At 67.3% G+C, this 17618-nt stretch carries 17 protein-coding genes; 16 read left to right on the top strand and 1 reads right to left on the bottom strand.

The window, feature by feature from the left end; translation table 11 throughout:
* Positions 1-290 precede the first annotated feature (290 nt).
* A complete protein-coding gene (locus BMW75_RS00715; RefSeq protein ID WP_092575506.1) occupies positions 291-1277 on the bottom strand; it encodes a Bug family tripartite tricarboxylate transporter substrate binding protein in 987 nt (328 codons plus the stop codon).
* A 585-nt stretch (positions 1278-1862) separates the two neighbouring features.
* Between BMW75_RS00715 and BMW75_RS00720 the strand changes: the two genes are divergently transcribed.
* The 16 genes from BMW75_RS00720 (at position 1863) to BMW75_RS00795 (ending at position 17598) form a co-directional block, all read left to right on the top strand.
* The gene (locus BMW75_RS00720; RefSeq protein WP_092575509.1) at positions 1863-4778 is read left to right on the top strand and encodes a monovalent cation/H+ antiporter subunit A; all 2916 of its coding nucleotides are present in this window, start codon (positions 1863-1865) and stop codon (positions 4776-4778) included.
* Positions 4778-5122 (top strand): Na+/H+ antiporter subunit C, encoded by a 345-nt coding sequence (locus BMW75_RS00725; RefSeq protein ID WP_076521088.1) that lies wholly within the window; start codon positions 4778-4780, stop codon positions 5120-5122. The genes BMW75_RS00720 and BMW75_RS00725 overlap by 1 nt, the downstream gene beginning before the upstream one ends.
* Positions 5119-6750, top strand: coding sequence for a monovalent cation/H+ antiporter subunit D (locus BMW75_RS00730; protein ID WP_092575512.1), 1632 nt, complete (start codon positions 5119-5121; stop codon positions 6748-6750). The genes BMW75_RS00725 and BMW75_RS00730 overlap by 4 nt, the downstream gene beginning before the upstream one ends.
* Positions 6750-7232, top strand: coding sequence for a Na+/H+ antiporter subunit E (locus BMW75_RS00735; protein WP_076521086.1), 483 nt, complete (start codon positions 6750-6752; stop codon positions 7230-7232). The genes BMW75_RS00730 and BMW75_RS00735 overlap by 1 nt, the downstream gene beginning before the upstream one ends.
* Positions 7229-7510, top strand: coding sequence for a K+/H+ antiporter subunit F (locus BMW75_RS00740; RefSeq protein ID WP_076521085.1), 282 nt, complete (start codon positions 7229-7231; stop codon positions 7508-7510). Before BMW75_RS00735 ends, BMW75_RS00740 begins: the two co-directional genes overlap by 4 nt.
* Positions 7507-7848 carry a monovalent cation/H(+) antiporter subunit G gene (mnhG, locus tag BMW75_RS00745; protein WP_092575514.1) on the top strand — a complete coding sequence of 114 codons (342 nt, stop codon included), beginning with the start codon at positions 7507-7509 and terminating at the stop codon, positions 7846-7848. The genes BMW75_RS00740 and mnhG overlap by 4 nt, the downstream gene beginning before the upstream one ends.
* 158 nt (positions 7849-8006) lie before the next feature.
* Positions 8007-8501, top strand: coding sequence for a hypothetical protein (locus BMW75_RS00750; RefSeq protein ID WP_254791896.1), 495 nt, complete (start codon positions 8007-8009; stop codon positions 8499-8501).
* 73 nt (positions 8502-8574) lie between these two features.
* Positions 8575-9423 carry an HAD family hydrolase gene (locus tag BMW75_RS00755; protein ID WP_092575520.1) on the top strand — a complete coding sequence of 283 codons (849 nt, stop codon included), beginning with the start codon at positions 8575-8577 and terminating at the stop codon, positions 9421-9423.
* A 10-nt stretch (positions 9424-9433) separates the two neighbouring features.
* Positions 9434-9925, top strand: coding sequence for a tRNA adenosine(34) deaminase TadA (gene tadA / locus BMW75_RS00760; RefSeq protein WP_092576241.1), 492 nt, complete (start codon positions 9434-9436; stop codon positions 9923-9925).
* Positions 9922-10977 carry an LD-carboxypeptidase gene (locus BMW75_RS00765; protein ID WP_092575523.1) on the top strand — a complete coding sequence of 352 codons (1056 nt, stop codon included), beginning with the start codon at positions 9922-9924 and terminating at the stop codon, positions 10975-10977. The genes tadA and BMW75_RS00765 overlap by 4 nt, the downstream gene beginning before the upstream one ends.
* Positions 10978-11086: 109 nt before the next feature.
* Positions 11087-12691: an ABC-F family ATPase gene (locus BMW75_RS00770; RefSeq protein ID WP_092575526.1), complete on the top strand. Its 1605-nt coding sequence runs from the start codon at positions 11087-11089 to the stop codon at positions 12689-12691.
* 140 nt (positions 12692-12831) lie between these two features.
* Entirely contained in the window at positions 12832-14058 is a 1227-nt protein-coding gene (locus BMW75_RS00775) for an MFS transporter (protein WP_092575530.1), read from the top strand.
* Positions 14059-14167: 109 nt separating this feature from the next.
* Positions 14168-14938, top strand: a complete 771-nt coding sequence (locus BMW75_RS00780; RefSeq protein WP_092575532.1) for an ABC transporter ATP-binding protein — start codon at positions 14168-14170, stop codon at positions 14936-14938.
* Positions 14939-15006: 68 nt separating this feature from the next.
* Positions 15007-16005, top strand: coding sequence for an ABC transporter substrate-binding protein (locus BMW75_RS00785; protein ID WP_092575535.1), 999 nt, complete (start codon positions 15007-15009; stop codon positions 16003-16005).
* Complete coding sequence (locus BMW75_RS00790) at positions 16002-16775, top strand: ABC transporter permease (protein WP_076521076.1); 774 nt, start codon at positions 16002-16004, stop codon at positions 16773-16775. Before BMW75_RS00785 ends, BMW75_RS00790 begins: the two co-directional genes overlap by 4 nt.
* A gap of 16 nt (positions 16776-16791) precedes the next feature.
* Positions 16792-17598 carry a transporter substrate-binding domain-containing protein gene (locus tag BMW75_RS00795; protein ID WP_092575538.1) on the top strand — a complete coding sequence of 269 codons (807 nt, stop codon included), beginning with the start codon at positions 16792-16794 and terminating at the stop codon, positions 17596-17598.
* Positions 17599-17618 lie beyond the last annotated feature (20 nt).

The following is a 17618-nucleotide window of genomic DNA, read 5'->3' on the forward strand; positions in this document are numbered from 1 at the left end:
GATGTGCGCAGGCAGCCGGCAACGGGCCGGAGCAATGAGTCAGAAAGGGGAGGGGCGGGCGATTAGCCGGGCTTGGACCGCGCGTAAGCGGAACGCGCGGCGACCTCCTGCGAGCTCAACATCGTTGAGCGCAGGGCGCAGAGGGCGCAGGTGACGCAGGGAAGGGGGGAAATGTCGGATCGCACGGGGGCAGATGCTACCACCCGGGCATTTGCAGTCAAGCCGGCAACACTGCGCGGCGGGGCAAAAAGGGCGCTTGCACCCGGCAAGCGCCCCTTCGCCGGCGTCGGTCAGTTCGTCAGGACGATGTTGCGGTCCTTGGCGATGCGCTGGCGCAGTTCGAGTTCATGCTTGATCTGCGCGGCATACTGGGCGGGCGTGTTGCCGTCCACCAGCGATCCGCCGTCCGCCAGGCGCTTGGCGATCTTCGGATCCTTCAGGGCCTTGACCGCCGCGGCGTGGACGCGGTCGATCACGGCCTGCGGCGTGCCGGCGGGAGCCACCAGGCCATACCAGGCCATGTTGTCCATGTCGGGCAGGCCGCCTTCGGCGAAGGTCGGCACGTCCGGCAGGGCGGGCAGGCGCTTGGGGGCGGCCACGGCCAGGGCGCGCAGCTTGCCGGCCTGGATGTGCGGGATGGACGAGGGCAGGTTGTCGAACTGCGCGTTCACCTGACCGGCGATCACGTCGTTCAGCGCCGGGCCCGATCCGCGGTACGGTACGTGCACCATGTCGGTCTTGGTCAGGGACTTGAACAGTTCACCGTCCAGGTGGCTGATGCCGCCCGCGCCCGACGAGGCGTAGCTGTACTTGCCCGGATTGGCCTTGAGCAGGGCGATGAACTCGGCCAGCGTCTTGGCGGGCACGCTCGGATTCACCGTCATGACGTTGGGCACGTTCACCAGGTTGGTGATGGGCGCAAAGTCCTTGAGCGGGTTGTACGGGTTCTTGGGGTTGGTGGCCGGATTGGTCGCCATGGTGCTGACCGTGGCGACGCCCAGCGTGTAACCGTCGGGCTCGGCGCGCACCACGGCGTCGGCGCCGATGGAGCCGCCGCCGCCGCCGCGGTTTTCCACGACGACGGGCTGGCCGAGTTCACGGCCCAGCCCTTCGGCCACGATACGGGCGACGATATCGGTGGTGCCGCCCGCGGCAAAGGGGACGATCAGCCGGATCGGCTTATTGGGGTAGGGGTCGGCGGCCTGGGCGGCGGAGGTCAAGCAGAGGCCGGCGACGGCGGCGGCCAGGACGGCCTTGGCATGTGACAACACGTTCAAGAGTCTTCTCCATATTGTTGTTCCGAGCCGGCCGGCTTCTTGGACCGGCTTCGGTGAGGCGCGCATTGCCGGGGTGCGGCAAGACTACGCCTCGTGGGCGCAATTCCACACAGGTATGCCCCCAGGGTCAACTCGGGATTGTCCCTGCCATGACGAATCTCAAATCCAATCGTGGATCGGTGAATTCGGCGGAAATGCCGGCATTTGCAGGACAAAGACTGTCTGACGGTCGGTTGAGCCCCCGTTACACCCGGTGAAATCCGCCAGAACACAATTTGAGCGGCGTCTGTTGCGCATTGATTGCGCAGTCATCGTGCTGTCATTAGCCGGGTAAATGCATAAATCTCTGCATAACTTACAAGAATCTGATATTTTTCGGATGAGATTCTTGCCCGGTCTTGCAAGAAAGCTATTGCGTTTGTTTCTGTCTGCGCCGTTCAATGGCGTTGGTTGATGTCCCCGCGGGGCAACGTGTAGTGCAGCGACGCACCGGGCCAGGGTTCCGTCCGTCTTTCAATCCCCGGTCTGTTTCGTCTCTTGCTGCCTCGTGCTGGCGGGAGGGGGCCCGGACATTCTCGGAACGCCATGTCGCTGATCCTGATCCTCGCTCTGCCGTTCATCGGCAGCCTGTGCGCCGCGCTGCTGCCGTCCAACGCCCGCAACGCCGAGGCGTGGTTGGCTGGACTCATCGCCCTTGCCTGCGTGGTTCTGGTCGCTACGCTGTATCCCGACGTCGCCGACGGCGGGGTGATCCGGGCGGACATGCCCTGGGCGCCCGCGCTGGGGCTCCAGTTCACGCTGCGCATGGACGGCTACGCGTGGCTGTTCGCGCTGATCGTGTCGGGCATGGGCGCGCTGGTCGTGCTGTATGCGCGCTATTACATGTCGCCGGAAGACCCGGTGCCGCGCTTTTTCTCGTTCTTCCAGGCGTTCATGGGCGCCATGCTGGGCGTGGTGCTCTCGGGCAACCTGATCCAGCTCGTGCTGTTCTGGGAAATGACCAGCCTGGCGTCGTTCATGCTGATCGCCTATTGGCACCATCGCCTGGACGCGCGCCGCGGCGCGCGCATGGCGCTGACCGTCACGGGGGCGGGCGGGCTGTGTCTGCTGGCCGGCGTGCTGATCCTGGGCCATATCGTGGGCAGCTACGACATGGACCGCGTGCTGGCGGCGGGCGATCTGGTCCGGGCCGATCCCTGGTATCCGGCCGTGCTGATCCTGGTGGCGCTGGGCGCGCTGACCAAGAGCGCCCAGTTCCCGTTTCATTTCTGGCTTCCCAACGCCATGGCCGCCCCGACGCCGGTGTCGGCCTATCTGCATTCGGCCACGATGGTGAAGGCAGGCGTCTTCCTGCTGGCGCGCTTCTGGCCGGTCCTGTCGGGCACCGACGAGTGGTTCTGGATCATCGGCGGCCTTGGTCTGATCACGCTGGTGCTGGGCGCCTACGCGGCGATCTTCCAGCAGGACATGAAAGGCGTCCTGGCCTACTCCACGATCAGCCACCTGGGCCTCATCACGCTGCTGCTGGGGCTGAACAGCACCCTGGCGCTGGTGGCCGCCATCTTCCACATGATGAACCATGCCACGTTCAAGGCCTCGCTCTTCATGGCGGCCGGCGTGGTCGACCACGAAACCGGCACGCGCGACCTGACCCGGTTGTCCGGCCTTTACAAGGCCATGCCCATCACGGCCACGCTGGCGATGGTGGCCGCGGCCTCGATGGCGGGCGTGCCGCTCCTGAACGGCTTCCTGTCCAAGGAAATGTTCTTCGCCGAGACCACCTTCGTCAGCGGCGACCGGTACGTGCAGCTCGGCCTGCCGCTGCTCGCCACGATCGCGGGCGCTTTCAGCGTCGCCTACTCGCTGCGCTTCATCCTGCAGGTGTTCTTCGGCCCGCCGGCCACCGACCTGCCGCGCGCGCCGCACGAGCCGCCGCGCTGGATGCTGCTGCCCAGCGCGCTGCTGGTGTTCATGTGCCTGCTGGTGGGCATCGTGCCCAGCCTGACCGTCGGGCCTTTCCTGGCCACCGCCGCGCAGAGCATCCTGGGCGAAAACATGCCCGAATACAGCCTGGCTGTCTGGCATGGCTTCAACCTGCCGCTGGCCATGAGCCTGGTCGCGACGACGGCGGGGGTGCTTCTGTACCTGGCCTTGCGCGCCCATCAGCGTGCCAATCCCGGTCGCGTGCCGTTCATCTACCGCCTCGATGGCCGCCGCACGTTCGAGGCGCTGCTGGAGGGCTCCAGCGTCGCGGCCTCGTGGCTGTTGCGCTGGGGGTCGTCCCCGCGCCTGCAGGTGCAGATGGTGCTGATCGTCGTGGGCACGCTGTTCGTGGCGTGGCTGCCGCTGCGGGCAGGGGGCTGGCTGGACGGCGCGATGCGCCTGACGCCGGTCGACCCGGTATTCGCGCTGTTGTGGCTGGTCGGCGGCACCTGCGCGCTGGCCGCGGCGTTCCAGGCCAAGTACCACCGCCTGGCGTCGTTGGCGCTGGCGGGCGGGGCGGGCCTGATCACCTGCCTGACGTTCGTCTGGTTTTCCGCGCCCGACCTGGCCCTGACGCAGTTGTCGGTCGAGGTCGTGACCCTGGTGCTGCTGCTCCTCGGGCTGCGCTGGCTGCCGCGGCGCATCGAGCAGGACGACGAAGAAAGCCTCAAGGCCACGCTGATGGCGCGCGGTCGCCGCCTGCGCGACCTGGCGCTGGCCGTGGCGGCCGGCACCGGCATGGCGGCGCTGGCCTACGCGGTGCTGGCGCGGCCACAGACCAATCCCATTTCCTCCTATTTTGTCGACCGGGCGCTGCCCGACGGCGGCGGCACCAACGTGGTCAACGTGATCCTGGTGGACTTCCGCGGGTTCGATACCTTCGGGGAAATCACGGTGCTGGGCATCGTGGCGCTCACAGTCTACGCGCTGCTGCGCCGCTTCCGCCCGGCCGCGGAAAGCGCGGACCTGCCGCGCCAGCAGAAAGAGCAGGACGGCGGCATTCCCGACGCGCCCGACATCAAGTCGCTGCTGCCGCCCGGGTCGATGATGGTGCCCGCGGTGCTGGTTCGCCTGCTGCTGCCGGTCGGCGCGCTGATCTCCGTGTACTTCCTCCTGCGCGGCCACAACCAGCCGGGAGGCGGCTTCGTGGGCGGCCTGGTCTTTGCCACGTCCGTGATCCTGCAGTACATGGTGGGCGGCGTGTACTGGGTCGAATCGCGCAGCCGGCTGAACCCCCAGAACTGGATCGGCATCGGGCTGCTGTGCGCGGGCATCGCGGCGGTGAGCGCGTGGCTGGCCTACAAGCCGTTCCTTTCCGCGCTCGCCTGGGATGTCGCGCTGCCGTTGATCGGCCACGTGCATGTGTCCAGCGTGCTGCTCTTTGACCTGGGCGTGTACATGCTGGTCGTGGGATCCACCGTGCTGGTGCTGGTGGCGCTGGCCCACCAATCGCTGCGCGCGCAACGCAAGGCCGCCGCCGAACTCCAGGCGGCCGCCGCTCAAACAGGAGAAGCCTGATGGAATTGATATACGCTGCCGCGATCGGCGTGCTGGCGGGCTCGGGCGTCTGGCTGCTGCTGCGGCCCCGGACGTTCCAGTTCATCATGGGCCTGTCGCTGGTCTCTTATGCGGTGAACCTGTTCATCTTCGGCATGGGCCGGTTGACCTCCGGCCGTCCGCCGGTGGTGGACCCCGCCTCGGCGCATGATCCTTCCTGGTATGCCGATCCGCTGCCGCAGGCGCTGGTGCTGACCGCCATCGTCATCGGCTTTGCCACCACCGCGCTGTTCCTGGTGGTGCTGCTGGCCTCGCGTGGCCTCACGGGCACCGACCACGTCGATGGACGGGAGTCCCAATCTTGAGTTTCTGGCTTCAACATCTTCCTGTCCTGCCCATCATCATTCCGCTGGTCGCGGGCGCGGCCATGCTGCTGCTTGCGGACACCAGCCGCTACGCGCGCGGCGGCATCGCGCTGGTGTCGACCCTGGCCCAACTGGCCGCCGCGATCGCCTTGCTGTTCGTCGCCGGCGGCGGCGTGCCGGACGTCTGGCCGAACGGGGTAGGGGCCTACCTGGTGGGCGACTGGCCCGCGCCGTTCGGCATCGTGCTGGTGGTGGACCGCCTGGCGGCGGTCATGCTGACGCTGACCGCCGTGCTGGGACTGGCCACGCTGATCTACGCGTTGGCCCGCTGGGACCGCGCCGGGGTGCATTTCCATTCGCTGTTCCAGTTTCTGCTGATGGGCCTGAACGGCGCCTTCCTGACGGGCGACCTGTTCAACCTGTTCGTGTTCTTCGAAGTGCTGCTCGCGGCCTCGTACGGCCTCTTGCTGCACGGGTCCGGCGTGGCGCGCGTCAGCGCGGGCCTGCAGTACATCGCCGTGAACCTGGTGGCCTCGTTCCTGCTGCTCATCAGCATTGCGCTGATCTACGGCGTGACGGGCACGCTCAACATGGCCGACCTGGCGCTGCGCGCCGGCAACCTGGCGGGCGTGGACCGCATGCTGTTCGAAGCGGGCGCCGCCATCCTGGGCGTGGCCTTCCTGGTCAAGGCGGGGGCCTGGCCGCTGAACTTCTGGCTGGTCAAGGGATATGGCTCGGCGGGCGCGCCGATCGCGGCCATGTTTTCGATCATGACCAAGGTCGGCATCTACGCGCTGCTGCGCATCGGGTCGCTGCTGCTGCCCACGGGCGCGCCCGCGGCCTTCAGCCTGGACTGGATGTTCGCCGCGGGGATGGCCACGCTGCTGTTCGGCGCGGTGGGCCTTTTGGCGACCCAGCAACTGGAAAAAATGGTCGGCTACTGCGTGATCGTGTCGGCCGGCACGCTGCTGACCGCGCTGGGCATGCCGGGCGTCACGCTGACGGGGCCCGCGCTGTTCTATCTGATCAGCTCGGTGCTGACGACGGGCGCGTTCTTCATGCTGGCCGAACTGATCGAACGCACGCGCAGCTTCGGCGCCAACGTGCTGGCGGTCACCCTGGATGCCTTTGACCTGGACGACCCCGCCTCGGTAAACCGGTCCGACGACGTGGTGGGCGTGGCGATTCCCGCTGCCATGGCCTTCCTGGGCCTGGCCTTCATCTCCTGCGCCTTGCTCGTGACCGGGCTGCCGCCGCTGTCGGGCTTCGTGGCGAAGTTCTCGCTGCTGTCGGCGGCCGTCTCCGCCGCGACCGAATCGGCGCCGCCGCGGGACGCCTGGCTGCTCGTGGCGGCGGTGCTGGTGTCGGGACTGGCGGGCCTGATCGGCCTGGGCCGCACCGGCATCCGCGTGTTCTGGGCCAGCGACGACCGCAGCACGCCGCGGCTGCGCCTCATCGAGGCCGGCCCGGTGGCGGTGCTGGTGCTGCTGTGCGTGGGCCTGGCCGCGGGCGCTGGACCGGTATCGGCCTACCTGGACGATGCCGCCCGGTCGCTGGACCAGCCCGCATCCTATATCGACGCCGTCATGTCCGCGCAGACCGTGCGCGGCGCCATGGGAGGAAGCTGATGCGCCGACTTTACTTCCTGATCCTGCCCACGCTCCTGTTCGTCCTGTGGCTGGTTCTGAACGAAAGCGTTTCGCCCGGACAGATCGCGCTGGGCCTCGCGCTGGCGCTGTGGTTCACCTGGGCCGCCGCGCGCCTGCGCCCCTTGCATGCGCGGCCGCGCCGGCTGTGGAAGGCGGTTCCGCTCATGTTGCGCGTGACGCTGGACATCATCCGTTCCAACATCGCGGTGGCAAAGCTGATCCTCAATCCGCGTCCCAATGAGTTTTCGCCCGGGTTCATCAAGATCCCCCTGACCATGCGCGACCCGCATGGCCTGGCACTGCTGGCCTGCATCGTCACGTATACGCCCGGCACCGTCTGGGTGGACCTGACCGAGGACCACAGCCTGAAGCTGCATGTGCTGGACCTGCAGAACGAAGACCACTGGTTCGAGCTGGTGCAACAGCGCTACGAGCGCCCGTTGATGGAGATGTTTGAATGAATTCCGTACTGTATTGGGCGGCATCCTTTGCCTTGCTGTGTTTTGCGCTGGGCATGGTGCTTGCCACCATCCGACTGCTGCGCGGTCCCACCGCCCAGGACCGCGTCCTGGCCCTGGACACGCTGTATATCAACGGCATGCTGACGATGCTGGTGTTCGGCATCCGTTCCGGCACGTCCGTCTATTTCGACATCGCGCTCTTGATCGCGCTCTTTGGCTTCGTGGGATCCACCGCGATGGCGCGTTTCCTGCTGCGCGGCGAGGTCATCGAGCCATGATGGAGTTCGACCTTCCGCTGTGGGCCTCCATTCCCGCCAGCATCCTGCTGGTGCTGGGCGGCCTGCTTGCCGTGACCGGCTCGGCCGGTCTGCTGCGCTTCCGCGATTTCCAGTCGCGCATCCACGCGCCCACGCTGGGCAATACCCTGGGTTGCGCCTGCGTGCTGGCGGCCTCCATCCTGGTGTTTTCGGCGATGTCCGCGCGGCCGGTGTTTCATGAGGTCATCATCACGCTGCTGCTGATTGTGTCGTCCCCGGTCACGGCCATGCTGCTGATGCGCGCCGCCACCTATCGCAGCCGCTTGACCAAGGCCGAAGCGGACAAGGACGCCCGCTGATCTTTTTGCGTCCCCATTTTTCAGCGCTGAAACGTAACCTTACGAATTCACGTCGCTGGACATGTCCCCCACCGCGCCGTCATGGGATAGTGAGGTCAGTGGGCAGCGCAACGCAACGACGCGCCGCCCGGGTTCAATCTCTTCTAAAGGAGCTGACCATGAAACCTGTTTCCATGCCCTCGAAGCGTCTTGCTGCGATTCTCTGCACGGCCGGCCTGATGCTGGCGTCCGGCGCCGCCAGCGCTGCTGACACCAACGGCTCGTCGCAATCCCGCTACCAGCAGGACGTTGCGGCCTGCAAGAGCGGCACCACCGGGCAATCGCTGGATGCCTGCCTGCGCGAGGCCGGCGCCGCGCGCCAGGAGCGTAGCCGCCAGAATCTGCAGGAAGGCAGTCCTGACCAACTCCAGCAGAACATGCTGGCCCGCTGCAATCGCCTGCCGGAAGTGCAGCGCCAGAATTGCATCACGCAGATGACCTCGCCCACCAACGTGCGAGGCAGCGTGCAGGGCGGCGGCGTGCTGCGCGAAACCGTGATCCAGGTGCCCGCCGACACCATGGCGCCGGCCGGCACCACGCCGGGTATGGCGCCCGCACCGGGCATGGCGCCTGCGCCGGGCACGGGCACGATGAGCTCGCCCATCCGCCAGTAGGGCAGTGCGTGAGGGCGCAGCCGCTGCCGCATTCAGGCAAAATGGCGGCTGTCGCCTTATTTCACGCATATTCATGTCCGACGTCATCGCCCTGATTTTCGATTTCGACGACACGCTGGCTTCGGACAGCACGTCCGGTTTCCTGGACAGCATCGGGGTGGACACGGCCGCCTTCTGGAAGGAACAGGTCGACCCGCTGCTGTTCCAGCAGGACTGGGACCCCGTGCCCGCCTACCTCTACAAGATGATCCAGTTGTCCCAGGCGGGGCAGCACGGCCTCATCACGCAGCAGCGCCTGAAGGACTGGGGCGCGCGGCTGGACCTGCACGACGGCGTGTCCACGCTGTTTCAGCGCCTGCGCGCCGCCGTGCGCGCCGAGCATCCTCAGGTGCAACTGGAGTTCTACCTGATTTCCAGCGGCATCGGCGACGTGGTCCGCGCCACCCCGATCGCGCACGAATTCACCGAGATCTGGGCATCCGAGTTCGTCTACGGCGACGACGGCGGCATCGCGTTCCCGCGCCGCATCGTCAGCTTCACCGACAAGACCCGGTATCTCTTCCATATCCAGAAGGGCATCATCGGCCGCGAATTCCGCAACAAGCCGTTCGAGGTCAACCGCAAGGTGCCCGAGGATCGCCTGCGCGTGCCGTTCGACCAGATGGTCTTCGTGGGCGACGGCTACACCGACATTCCCTGCTTTTCGCTGATCCGCCGCGCCGGCGGCTTTGCCTTCGGCGTCTGGGATCCCAAGCACCGCGACAAGCGCAGCCGGGCCTGGGGCTTCATCGAAGAAGGCCGCGTGTCCAACCTGAATCAGGCCCGCTACGACGAGCAGGCCGAACTCTATCAATGGCTGGAAGAGGCCGTCACCAGCCTGGCCGGCCGCACCGCCCTGAAATCGCGGGTGTACCGTGGTTGAGCCGGTCGCCGTGGCGGCCGTCCCGCCCTGGACCGAACAGGACGCCCGATTCATGAGTTTGGCCCTGGAACAGGCCCAGGCCGCCTACGACATCGGCGAGGTGCCCGTGGGCGCGCTGGTCGTGTCCGCCCAGGGTGAGATCCTGGGCCGGGGCTTTAACCGCACCATCATCGACCACGATCCGACCGCGCACGCGGAGATCGTCGCTTTGCGCGGCGCCGCGCGCCAGCTCGAAAACTACCGGCTGCCCGGCATCACGGTCTATGTGACGCTGGAGCCCTGCGTCATGTGCATCGGCGCCATGCTGCACGCGCGCCTGGCCCGCGTGGTGTTCGGCGCCTACGATCCCAAGACCGGGGCCTGCGGCAGCGTGCTGGACGTCGGGTCCGTGCCCAAGCTCAATCATCACACTTCAGTCACCGGCGGCGTGCTGGCGGAACCCTGCGGCGACCTGCTGCGCCAGTTCTTCCGCGAACGCCGCGCCAAGGAATCCATCGCATGAGCACCCCCAAAGCCGCCAAGCCCGCCGCCAAGCCCGCCGCCAAGGCGCGCCGCGCCCGGGCCGCCGCCGTCCCGGCCCACGATCACCCGCACGATCACGGCCCGGACTGCGGCGACGACTGCGGCCACGATCACGGCCATGCCCACGGCCCCCTGCCGGACGCCCGCGGCATCTACCTGATTTCGCCATCCTCGGCCGTGCGCGACCCGGCCACCGTCGCGCTGGCGCGCGAGCGGCTGGAGGGGCAGGGCTTCAAGACCGCCCTGGACCGCACCGCGCTGGCCGAGCATCAGCGATTCGCCGGCACCGACGCGCAGCGCCTTGCCAGCCTGACGCGCGCCGCCAAGCAGAAACTGCCCATCGTCATGGTGACGCGCGGCGGCTACGGCCTGGGCCGCCTGCTGCACGCGATCGACTGGAAAGCCATGGCCGACAGCGGCAAGCGCTTTGTCGGCATGAGCGATTTCACCGCGTTCAACCTGGCCCTGCTGGCGCAGACCGGCGCGGTCAGCTATTCGGGCGCTACGGCCGTCCAGGATTTCGGCGGCAAGAAGGTCGACGACCTGACCGAAGCGCTGTTCGGCGAACTGATGCGCGGCGAACTGGAAATTCTCAGCTTTGAAACGCAGGACGCCGACCCTGTCGACGCCCGCGGCATCCTGTGGGGCGGCAACCTCGCCATGGTGGCCTCGCTGCTGGGCACGCCCTATATGCCCAAGATCCGCGGCGGCATCCTCTTTCTGGAAGACGTGGCCGAGCATCCCTATCGCGTCGAACGCATGCTGATCCAGCTCTGGCAGGCCGGCATCCTGGCCAGGCAGAAGGCGATCGTGCTGGGCCGCTTCACCGAATACCGCCTGGCGCCCCACGACAAGGGGTACGATCTGCACGAGGTCGTGGCCTGGCTGCGCAAGACGGTCAAGGTGCCGGTCATCACCGGCCTGCCTTACGGCCACGTCGCCACCAAGGCCACCTTGCCGATCGGCCAGAAGGTGGGCATCGCCACCGAAAAAGGTCTCGCGCACCTGGTGCTGGACGAGCATCACCACTGATCCGGGCGGCGCGGGCGCCGGGGCGGCCCAAATTGGGGCCGCAGCTCCTTTGCTACACTAGCCGGTTTCCCCGCATGCGCCTTCGGGCGCCTTCAAACGCAAATACACCGTGATATCCACCGCCAATCTCACCATCCAGTTCGGTCCCAAACCCCTTTTCGAGAACGTCAGCGTCAAGTTCGGGGAAGGCAACCGTTACGGGCTGATCGGGGCCAATGGGTCGGGCAAGTCCACGTTCATGAAGATCATCGGCGGCGACCTCGAACCCTCCGCCGGCAACGTTTCGCTCGAGCCCGGGGTGCGCCTTGGCAAGCTGCGCCAGGACCAGTTCGCGTTTGAAGACTTGCGTGTGCTGGATGTCGTGATGATGGGCCACACCGAGATGTGGGCCGCCATGTCCGAGCGCGACGCCATCTACGCCAACCCGGAAGCGACCGAAGACGACTACATGCGCGCGGCCGACCTGGAGGCCAAGTTCGCGGAATACGACGGCTACACCGCCGAAGCCCGCGCGGGCGAGCTGCTGCTGGGCCTGGAAATCGCCGTGGACCTGCACAACCTGCCCATGCGCGAAGTGGCGCCGGGCTGGAAGCTGCGCGTGCTGCTGGCGCAGGCGCTGTTCTCGAATCCCGACGTGCTGCTGCTGGACGAGCCCACCAACAACCTGGACATCAACACCATCCGCTGGCTGGAAAACGTGCTCAACGGCTACCAGAGCACGATGATCATCATCAGCCACGATCGCCACTTCCTGAACCAGGTGTGCACGCACATGGCCGACGTGGACTACGGCGAGATCCGCATCTACGCCGGCAACTACGACGACTACATGCTGGCCTCCACCCAGGCCCGCGAACGCCTGGTGGCCAACAACGCCAAGGCCAAGGAACGCGTGGCCGAACTTCAGGACTTCGTGCGCCGCTTCGCGGCCAACAAGTCCAAGTCGCGCCAGGCCACCTCGCGCCTGAAGCAGATCGACCGCATCAAGGCCGACCAGGTCGTGGTCAAGCCCTCGTCGCGCCAGAACCCGTACATCCGCTTCGAGCAGAGCAAGGTCATGCACCGCCTGGCCGTCACCGTCGAAAACCTGACCAAGGCCTACGACGCGCCGGTCATCACGAAGTTCTCGGCCATGGTCGACGCCGGCGAGAAGATCGCGATCATCGGCGCCAACGGCGTCGGCAAGACGACGCTGCTGCGCCTGCTGGCCCTGGACCTGCAACCCGATTCGGGCACGGTGAAGTGGTCCGACAACGCCGACCTGGGCTACATGGCCCAGGACGTGTCCGACCACTTCCTGCAGACCGACATCAACCTGTTGGACTGGATGGGCAACCATCGCCAGCCGGGCGACGACGACCAGTCGATCCGTTCGGTGCTGGGCCGCCTGCTGTTCTCGGCGGACGACCTGCCCAAGGCGCCCAAGGTGCTGTCCGGGGGCGAAAAGAACCGCATGACCTTCGGCCGCCTGATGCTGGGCCGGCACAACGTCATGCTGCTCGACGAGCCCACCAACCACCTGGACATGGAATCGATCGAGTCGCTGCAATTCGCGCTGGAAAAGTACGAAGGCACCCTGGTGTTCGTGTCCCATGACCGCGAGTTCGTGTCCGGCCTGGCCACGCGCGTGATCGAAATCCTGCCTTCCGGCGAGATCGTCGACTATCGCGGCGGCTACGAAGACTACCTGTCCTCGCGCGGCATCGAGGCCTGATCCCGCACGGCCTTCCATGAAACGGCGCACCCGGTCGGGTGCGCCGTTTCTTGTTTCCGTTCAGCCCGACGAAACCCGCGCGCGCTATCATCCGGCCCGTTCCTGGCCGGTGTCCGGCCAGGCATTCTCCTGTTTTCCCAATGTCTCCCACCCAGCATGCCGCGCCCGATGGCGCGCAGATCGGCACGTTCACGCTGACGGCTCGCATCGTCGCCATCGCTTTCTTCACTTTCATCTGCTATCTGGCGATCGGCCTGCCGCTCGCCGTGCTGCCGGGCTACGTGCACGGCAACCTGGGCTATGGCTCCGTGCTGGCGGGCCTGGCGATCAGCGTGCAATATCTGGCCACGCTGCTCAGCCGCTCACATGCCGGGCGCATGGCCGACACGGTCGGTCCGAAGCAGACCGTCGTCATCGGCATGGCGGCATGCGCGGTCAGCGGGATCTTCCTGCTGCTGGCGTATGCCTTCGAACGGACCGACTGGCTGAGCCTGACGGCGATCATCCTCAGCCGCCTGGCGCTGGGCTTTGGTGAAAGCTGGGTGGGCACCGGGGCGGCCACTTGGGCGATCTCGCGGGTAGGGCCGCTGCACACGGCCCGCGTGATTTCCTGGAACGGAATCGCCACCTACGGCGCGCTGGCGCTGGGCGCGCCGCTGGGCGTGCAGCTTGAAAAGCACTGGAGCATGGGCGCGCTGGGCGGGGCGGTGTTGCTGCTGGGGCTGGCCGGCCTGGGGCTGGCCATGGCCCGGGCCGCGGTCGCCATCGTCGGCGGGCACCGCATGGCATTCAAGAGCGTGGTGCTGCGCGTCTTTCCGCACGGCATGGCGCTGGGCCTGGGGTCGGTGGGCTTTGGCACCCTGGCCGCCTTCGTGGCGCTGTACTACGCCAGCCGCTCCTGGGAAGGCGCGGCCCACGCGCTCAGCGCCTTCGGCGGCGCGTTCATCGGCGTGCGCCTGCTGTTCGCCGGCACCATCACCCGCTTTGGCGGCTTCCGGGTGGCGCAGGTGTCCTTCCTGGTCGAAGCGGCGGGGCTGTTGCTCCTGTGGCTCGCGCCCAATCCCGGCCTGGCGCTGATGGGCGCCGCGCTGACCGGCTGCGGCTTTGCGCTGGTGTTCCCGGCCATCGGCGTCGAGGCCGTGGCGCGCGTGCCGGCCGGCAGCCGGGGCGCGGCGCTGGGCGCCTATTCGGCCTTCCTGGACCTCGCGCTGGGCGTGACCGGACCGGTCGCCGGCTATATCTCCAGCGGCTTCGGCTATCCGGCGATCTTCCTGGCGGCCTCGCTGTCCGTGCTCGTGGGCCTGGCGATCGCCTTCGGGTTGCAGCGCGCCGCCAGCCGGCAGCAGGCCCAATCGGCGCCGATCTGATGCGTTATTACCGGAAGAAGTAAAGACATTCGATATCAATCGTTTGGATTCATATAACGAATTGTTAGATTTGAGGCTCGTTTTTCACGCGCCCCCACGATCCGTTTCCATGAATCTGACCTTCGATCACGTCCACAAGCACTTCGGCGACCTGCCCGTCGTGGATGGCTTCACCAGCGAATTCAAGACCGGCGAACTGGTTGCGCTGGTCGGACCGTCCGGCTGCGGAAAATCCACCTTGCTGCACCTGGCCGCGGGCCTCGAAATGCCCACGCAAGGCCGCGTGCTGGCGGACGGCAAGCCGGTCGCCGGTCCGCATCCCAGCCGCACGCTGGTGTTCCAGGAGCACGCCCTCTATCCCTGGCTGACGCTCGAAGACAACGTGGCGCTGGCCCTGGAATTCCAGAACACCCCCAAGAAGCGCGCCCGCGTCGCCGCGCGCGAATGGCTTGCCCGGGTCAGCCTGGCGGGTTTTGAACACTACTATCCGCACCAGGTGTCCGGTGGCATGCGCCAGCGCGCGGCGCTGGCCCGCGCGTTCATCGCGCAGCCCCAGACCATGCTGATGGATGAACCCTTCGGCGCCCTGGACGCGTTGACCCGCCTGAGCCTGCAGGACGTGCTGCGCCAGCTCATCGCGCAGGAAAAGCCCACCGTGCTGCTGGTCACGCATGACGTCGACGAGGCCCTGTTCCTGGCCGACCGCATCGTCGTTTTCAGCCCGCGCCCGGCGCGCGTGCTGCGCGAATTCAACCTGGCCCACCGCGCCAAGACCCACGACCTGGCCGACCTGGCCGCCGAAAAGCGCGAGATCCTGCGCCTGTTGGGCATTGCGGTCGACGGCTCGGGCGCGCACTCGGACATGGCGCTGGCCGCCTGACCCGCTTTCTGACATACCCCACGGGCGCGCCCTGGCGCCGCCCGATTGTGAATTCCCTGGAGCTCCTGATGAAACTGAAGCAATGGTTGTCCCTGCCGCTGGCCGCGGCGCTGCTGGCGGCGGCCCCCGCGATGGCCGCCGAGAAATTCCGCGTGGGCTATCTGCGCGTGATGGACGATGCGCAGGCCATCGTCGCGCAAGAGGGCGGCTACTACAAGAAAGCCGGCCTGGATTCCGAACTGATCGAATTCAAGTCGGGCACCGACCTCATCAAGGCCATCGTCGGCGGCCAGCTCGACATCGGCGTGCTGGGGTTCACCAACGCCGTGGCCTGGGCCTCCAAGGGCGCGGACCTGAAGGTCGTGGGCGGCGCGCAGCAGGGCTATCACTCGCTGGTCGTGCGCGACGATTCCGGCATCAAGGACATCGCCGGCCTGAAGGGTAAGACCCTGGCTTCGCAAGCCGAGGGCAGCACCGCGGACGTGGTCCTGAAGGGCGTCGTGCTCAAGCAGGGCAACCTGTCGGCCGACGACGTCAACGTCATGGGCGTGAGCCCGGCGGTCGCCGTGCAGTCGCTGGTGGGCAAGCGCGTGGATGCAGCCTTCCTGTTCGAGCCCTACGACCGCATCGCGCAACTGGTCGCGCCGGTCAAGCAGATCTACGAAGTGGGCCAGGCCTGGCCTTTCCCGTGCATGGTCGTCATCACGTCCGGCGAGACCCTCGCCAAGCGCAAGGACGACGTCTGGAAGGCGCTGGACGCGCAGAACCAGGCCATCACGCTGCTGCAGAAGGAACCCGCGCAGGCCTCCAAGCTCATCGCCTCCTACTTCATCGCCGAGCCCACGCTCAAGACGCTCTCGCGCGGCGAACTTCCGCGCGAAACGGTCATCGCCGAGGCCATCAGCACCCAGGTGTTCACGCCCAAGCTGACGGACAAGGACACGGCCCGCATGCAGGAGATCGCAGACATCCTGCAGGCCCAGGGATCGCTCAAGACGCGTGACGGCAAGCCGTACGACGTCTCCAGCATCGTCGACCTGTCCTGGCAAGAGGCTCGCAAGCTTTGAGCGCATCGACTCGTGTGACCGGCGCCCGCAAGCACATTGCGGGCGTTTTGGGTGTCCTGTTCATCCTGGCCCTCTGGCAACTGGCCGCGTTCGCGCTCCCCGACTTCCTCATGCCGGGCGTGCCCGCGGTGGTCGAGCGCCTGTTCGAAGACCTGGGCAAGCAGTCGTTCCACCAGAGCCTCATGGGCACGCTGGGGCGCCTGGGCGCGGGCTACGGCCTGGCGCTCGCGGCCGGCGTCGGCTTCGGGCTGGTGGCCGCCGTGCTGTTCTTCTTTCGCGAAGTCCTGCGCAGCGCCATCGTCATCCTGCAATCGATCCCGTCCATCGCCTGGGTGCCGCTGTTCCTGATCGTGATGGGCTTCGGCAACACGCCCATCATCGTGGTCGTCGCGCTGTCCGCGTTCTTTCCGGCCGCGCTCAGCGTCATGAACGCCACCGAATCCGTGCAGCGCGTGCACGTGTCGGCGGCGCGCGTCATGGGCGCCACGCGCTGGGGTCTGGTCAAGCGGGTGTACCTGCCCGCCGTCATGCCCGAGCTCATCACCGGCGCGCAGCTTGCTTTCGGCAATGCGTGGCGCGCGCTGATCTCGGCGGAAATGCTGATCGGCTTCGGCAAGGGGCTGGGACGTTCGCTGGCCTATTCGGGCGAAATCGCCGACATGACGGGCGTCATGACCAACATCCTGGTCATCGCCGTGCTGGCCGCGCTGATCGACCAGTTCGTGCTTGAAAACCTCAAGCACCGCCTGTTGCGCTATCAATACGTCTGAGGCCGCGGAGCAAGCCATGATGTCGCGGTTGCGTCCATTCGTCCTTGCCGCCAGCCTGGCGCTGGCGGGCCTCGCGCTGGCGCAGCCCGAGACCTTCCCGGCGGCGCGCGCCCGCGGCGAACTGGTCGTGGGCGTGCCGTACCTGGCGCCGCCGCCCGCCGCCGGCGCCAAGATCCGCACCCCGGAAGGCCTGGACGCGGCCATCGCCGACAAGCTGGCGGCCAGCCTGAAACTGCCTGTGCGCCTGGTGCAGTTGCCGGCGGGGCAGGCCGCCACGGCGCTGGCTTCCGGCCAGGTCGATCTGGTGCTGGCCGAGCGCGCGAACGGCCAGCCCGCATCGGTGGCGGCGCAGCCCACCGGCTACGCCGCGCGCCCCAAGGCGGTGATTCGCAGCGACACGCCTTTGCGCAAACCCGCCGACGCGAAGGGGCGCACGGTCTGCGTGGCCGAGGCCGCCGCGCACGCGCAGGCCCTGGCGCAGGGCTGGGGCGCGGTCGTCAAGACCTACCGCGTGCCGTCCGACGCGCTGGTCGCGGTGCGCGAAGGCGCCTGCGATATCGGCCTGGTCGACGACGCGGTGTGGGAGCCGCTGATGCGCTTTCCCGAATGGAAGAAATTCTCGTCCACGCTGACGCCGGACGGCGCGCGCCAGGAGCGGGTCTGGTTGCTGCGGGCGGGCGACGACGCCTCCCGTGCCTGGCTCGGCCAGGAAATGCGCGCGTGGGACCGCGCCGGCGCCTGGAAGTCCATGGCGTCGAAGTGGGCGCGCGACGTCGCGTTCGACGTCTACCTGGACCAGGAAGTCCCCGACTGCCACGGCTAGCGCCGCCGGTCCACGCACTT

The organism is Achromobacter sp. NFACC18-2 (assembly GCF_900108985.1).
GTDB lineage: Bacteria > Pseudomonadota > Gammaproteobacteria > Burkholderiales > Burkholderiaceae_B > Achromobacter.

Bases quoted from the DNA above. Each gene is read 5' to 3' on its own strand.
- BMW75_RS00780 (WP_092575532.1), top strand. From the start codon at position 14,168: ATGAATCTGACCTTCGATCACGTCCACAAGCACTTCGGCGACCTGCCC.
- mnhG (WP_092575514.1), top strand. From the start codon at position 7,507: ATGATGGAGTTCGACCTTCCGCTGTGGGCCTCCATTCCCGCCAGCATC.
- BMW75_RS00725 (WP_076521088.1), top strand. From the start codon at position 4,778: ATGGAATTGATATACGCTGCCGCGATCGGCGTGCTGGCGGGCTCGGGC.
- BMW75_RS00775 (WP_092575530.1), top strand. From the start codon at position 12,832: ATGTCTCCCACCCAGCATGCCGCGCCCGATGGCGCGCAGATCGGCACG.
- BMW75_RS00740 (WP_076521085.1), top strand. From the start codon at position 7,229: ATGAATTCCGTACTGTATTGGGCGGCATCCTTTGCCTTGCTGTGTTTT.
- BMW75_RS00755 (WP_092575520.1), top strand. From the start codon at position 8,575: ATGTCCGACGTCATCGCCCTGATTTTCGATTTCGACGACACGCTGGCT.
- BMW75_RS00750 (WP_254791896.1), top strand. From the start codon at position 8,007: ATGAAACCTGTTTCCATGCCCTCGAAGCGTCTTGCTGCGATTCTCTGC.
- BMW75_RS00735 (WP_076521086.1), top strand. From the start codon at position 6,750: ATGCGCCGACTTTACTTCCTGATCCTGCCCACGCTCCTGTTCGTCCTG.
- BMW75_RS00720 (WP_092575509.1), top strand. From the start codon at position 1,863: ATGTCGCTGATCCTGATCCTCGCTCTGCCGTTCATCGGCAGCCTGTGC.
- BMW75_RS00795 (WP_092575538.1), top strand. From the start codon at position 16,792: ATGATGTCGCGGTTGCGTCCATTCGTCCTTGCCGCCAGCCTGGCGCTG.
- BMW75_RS00765 (WP_092575523.1), top strand. From the start codon at position 9,922: ATGAGCACCCCCAAAGCCGCCAAGCCCGCCGCCAAGCCCGCCGCCAAG.
- BMW75_RS00785 (WP_092575535.1), top strand. From the start codon at position 15,007: ATGAAACTGAAGCAATGGTTGTCCCTGCCGCTGGCCGCGGCGCTGCTG.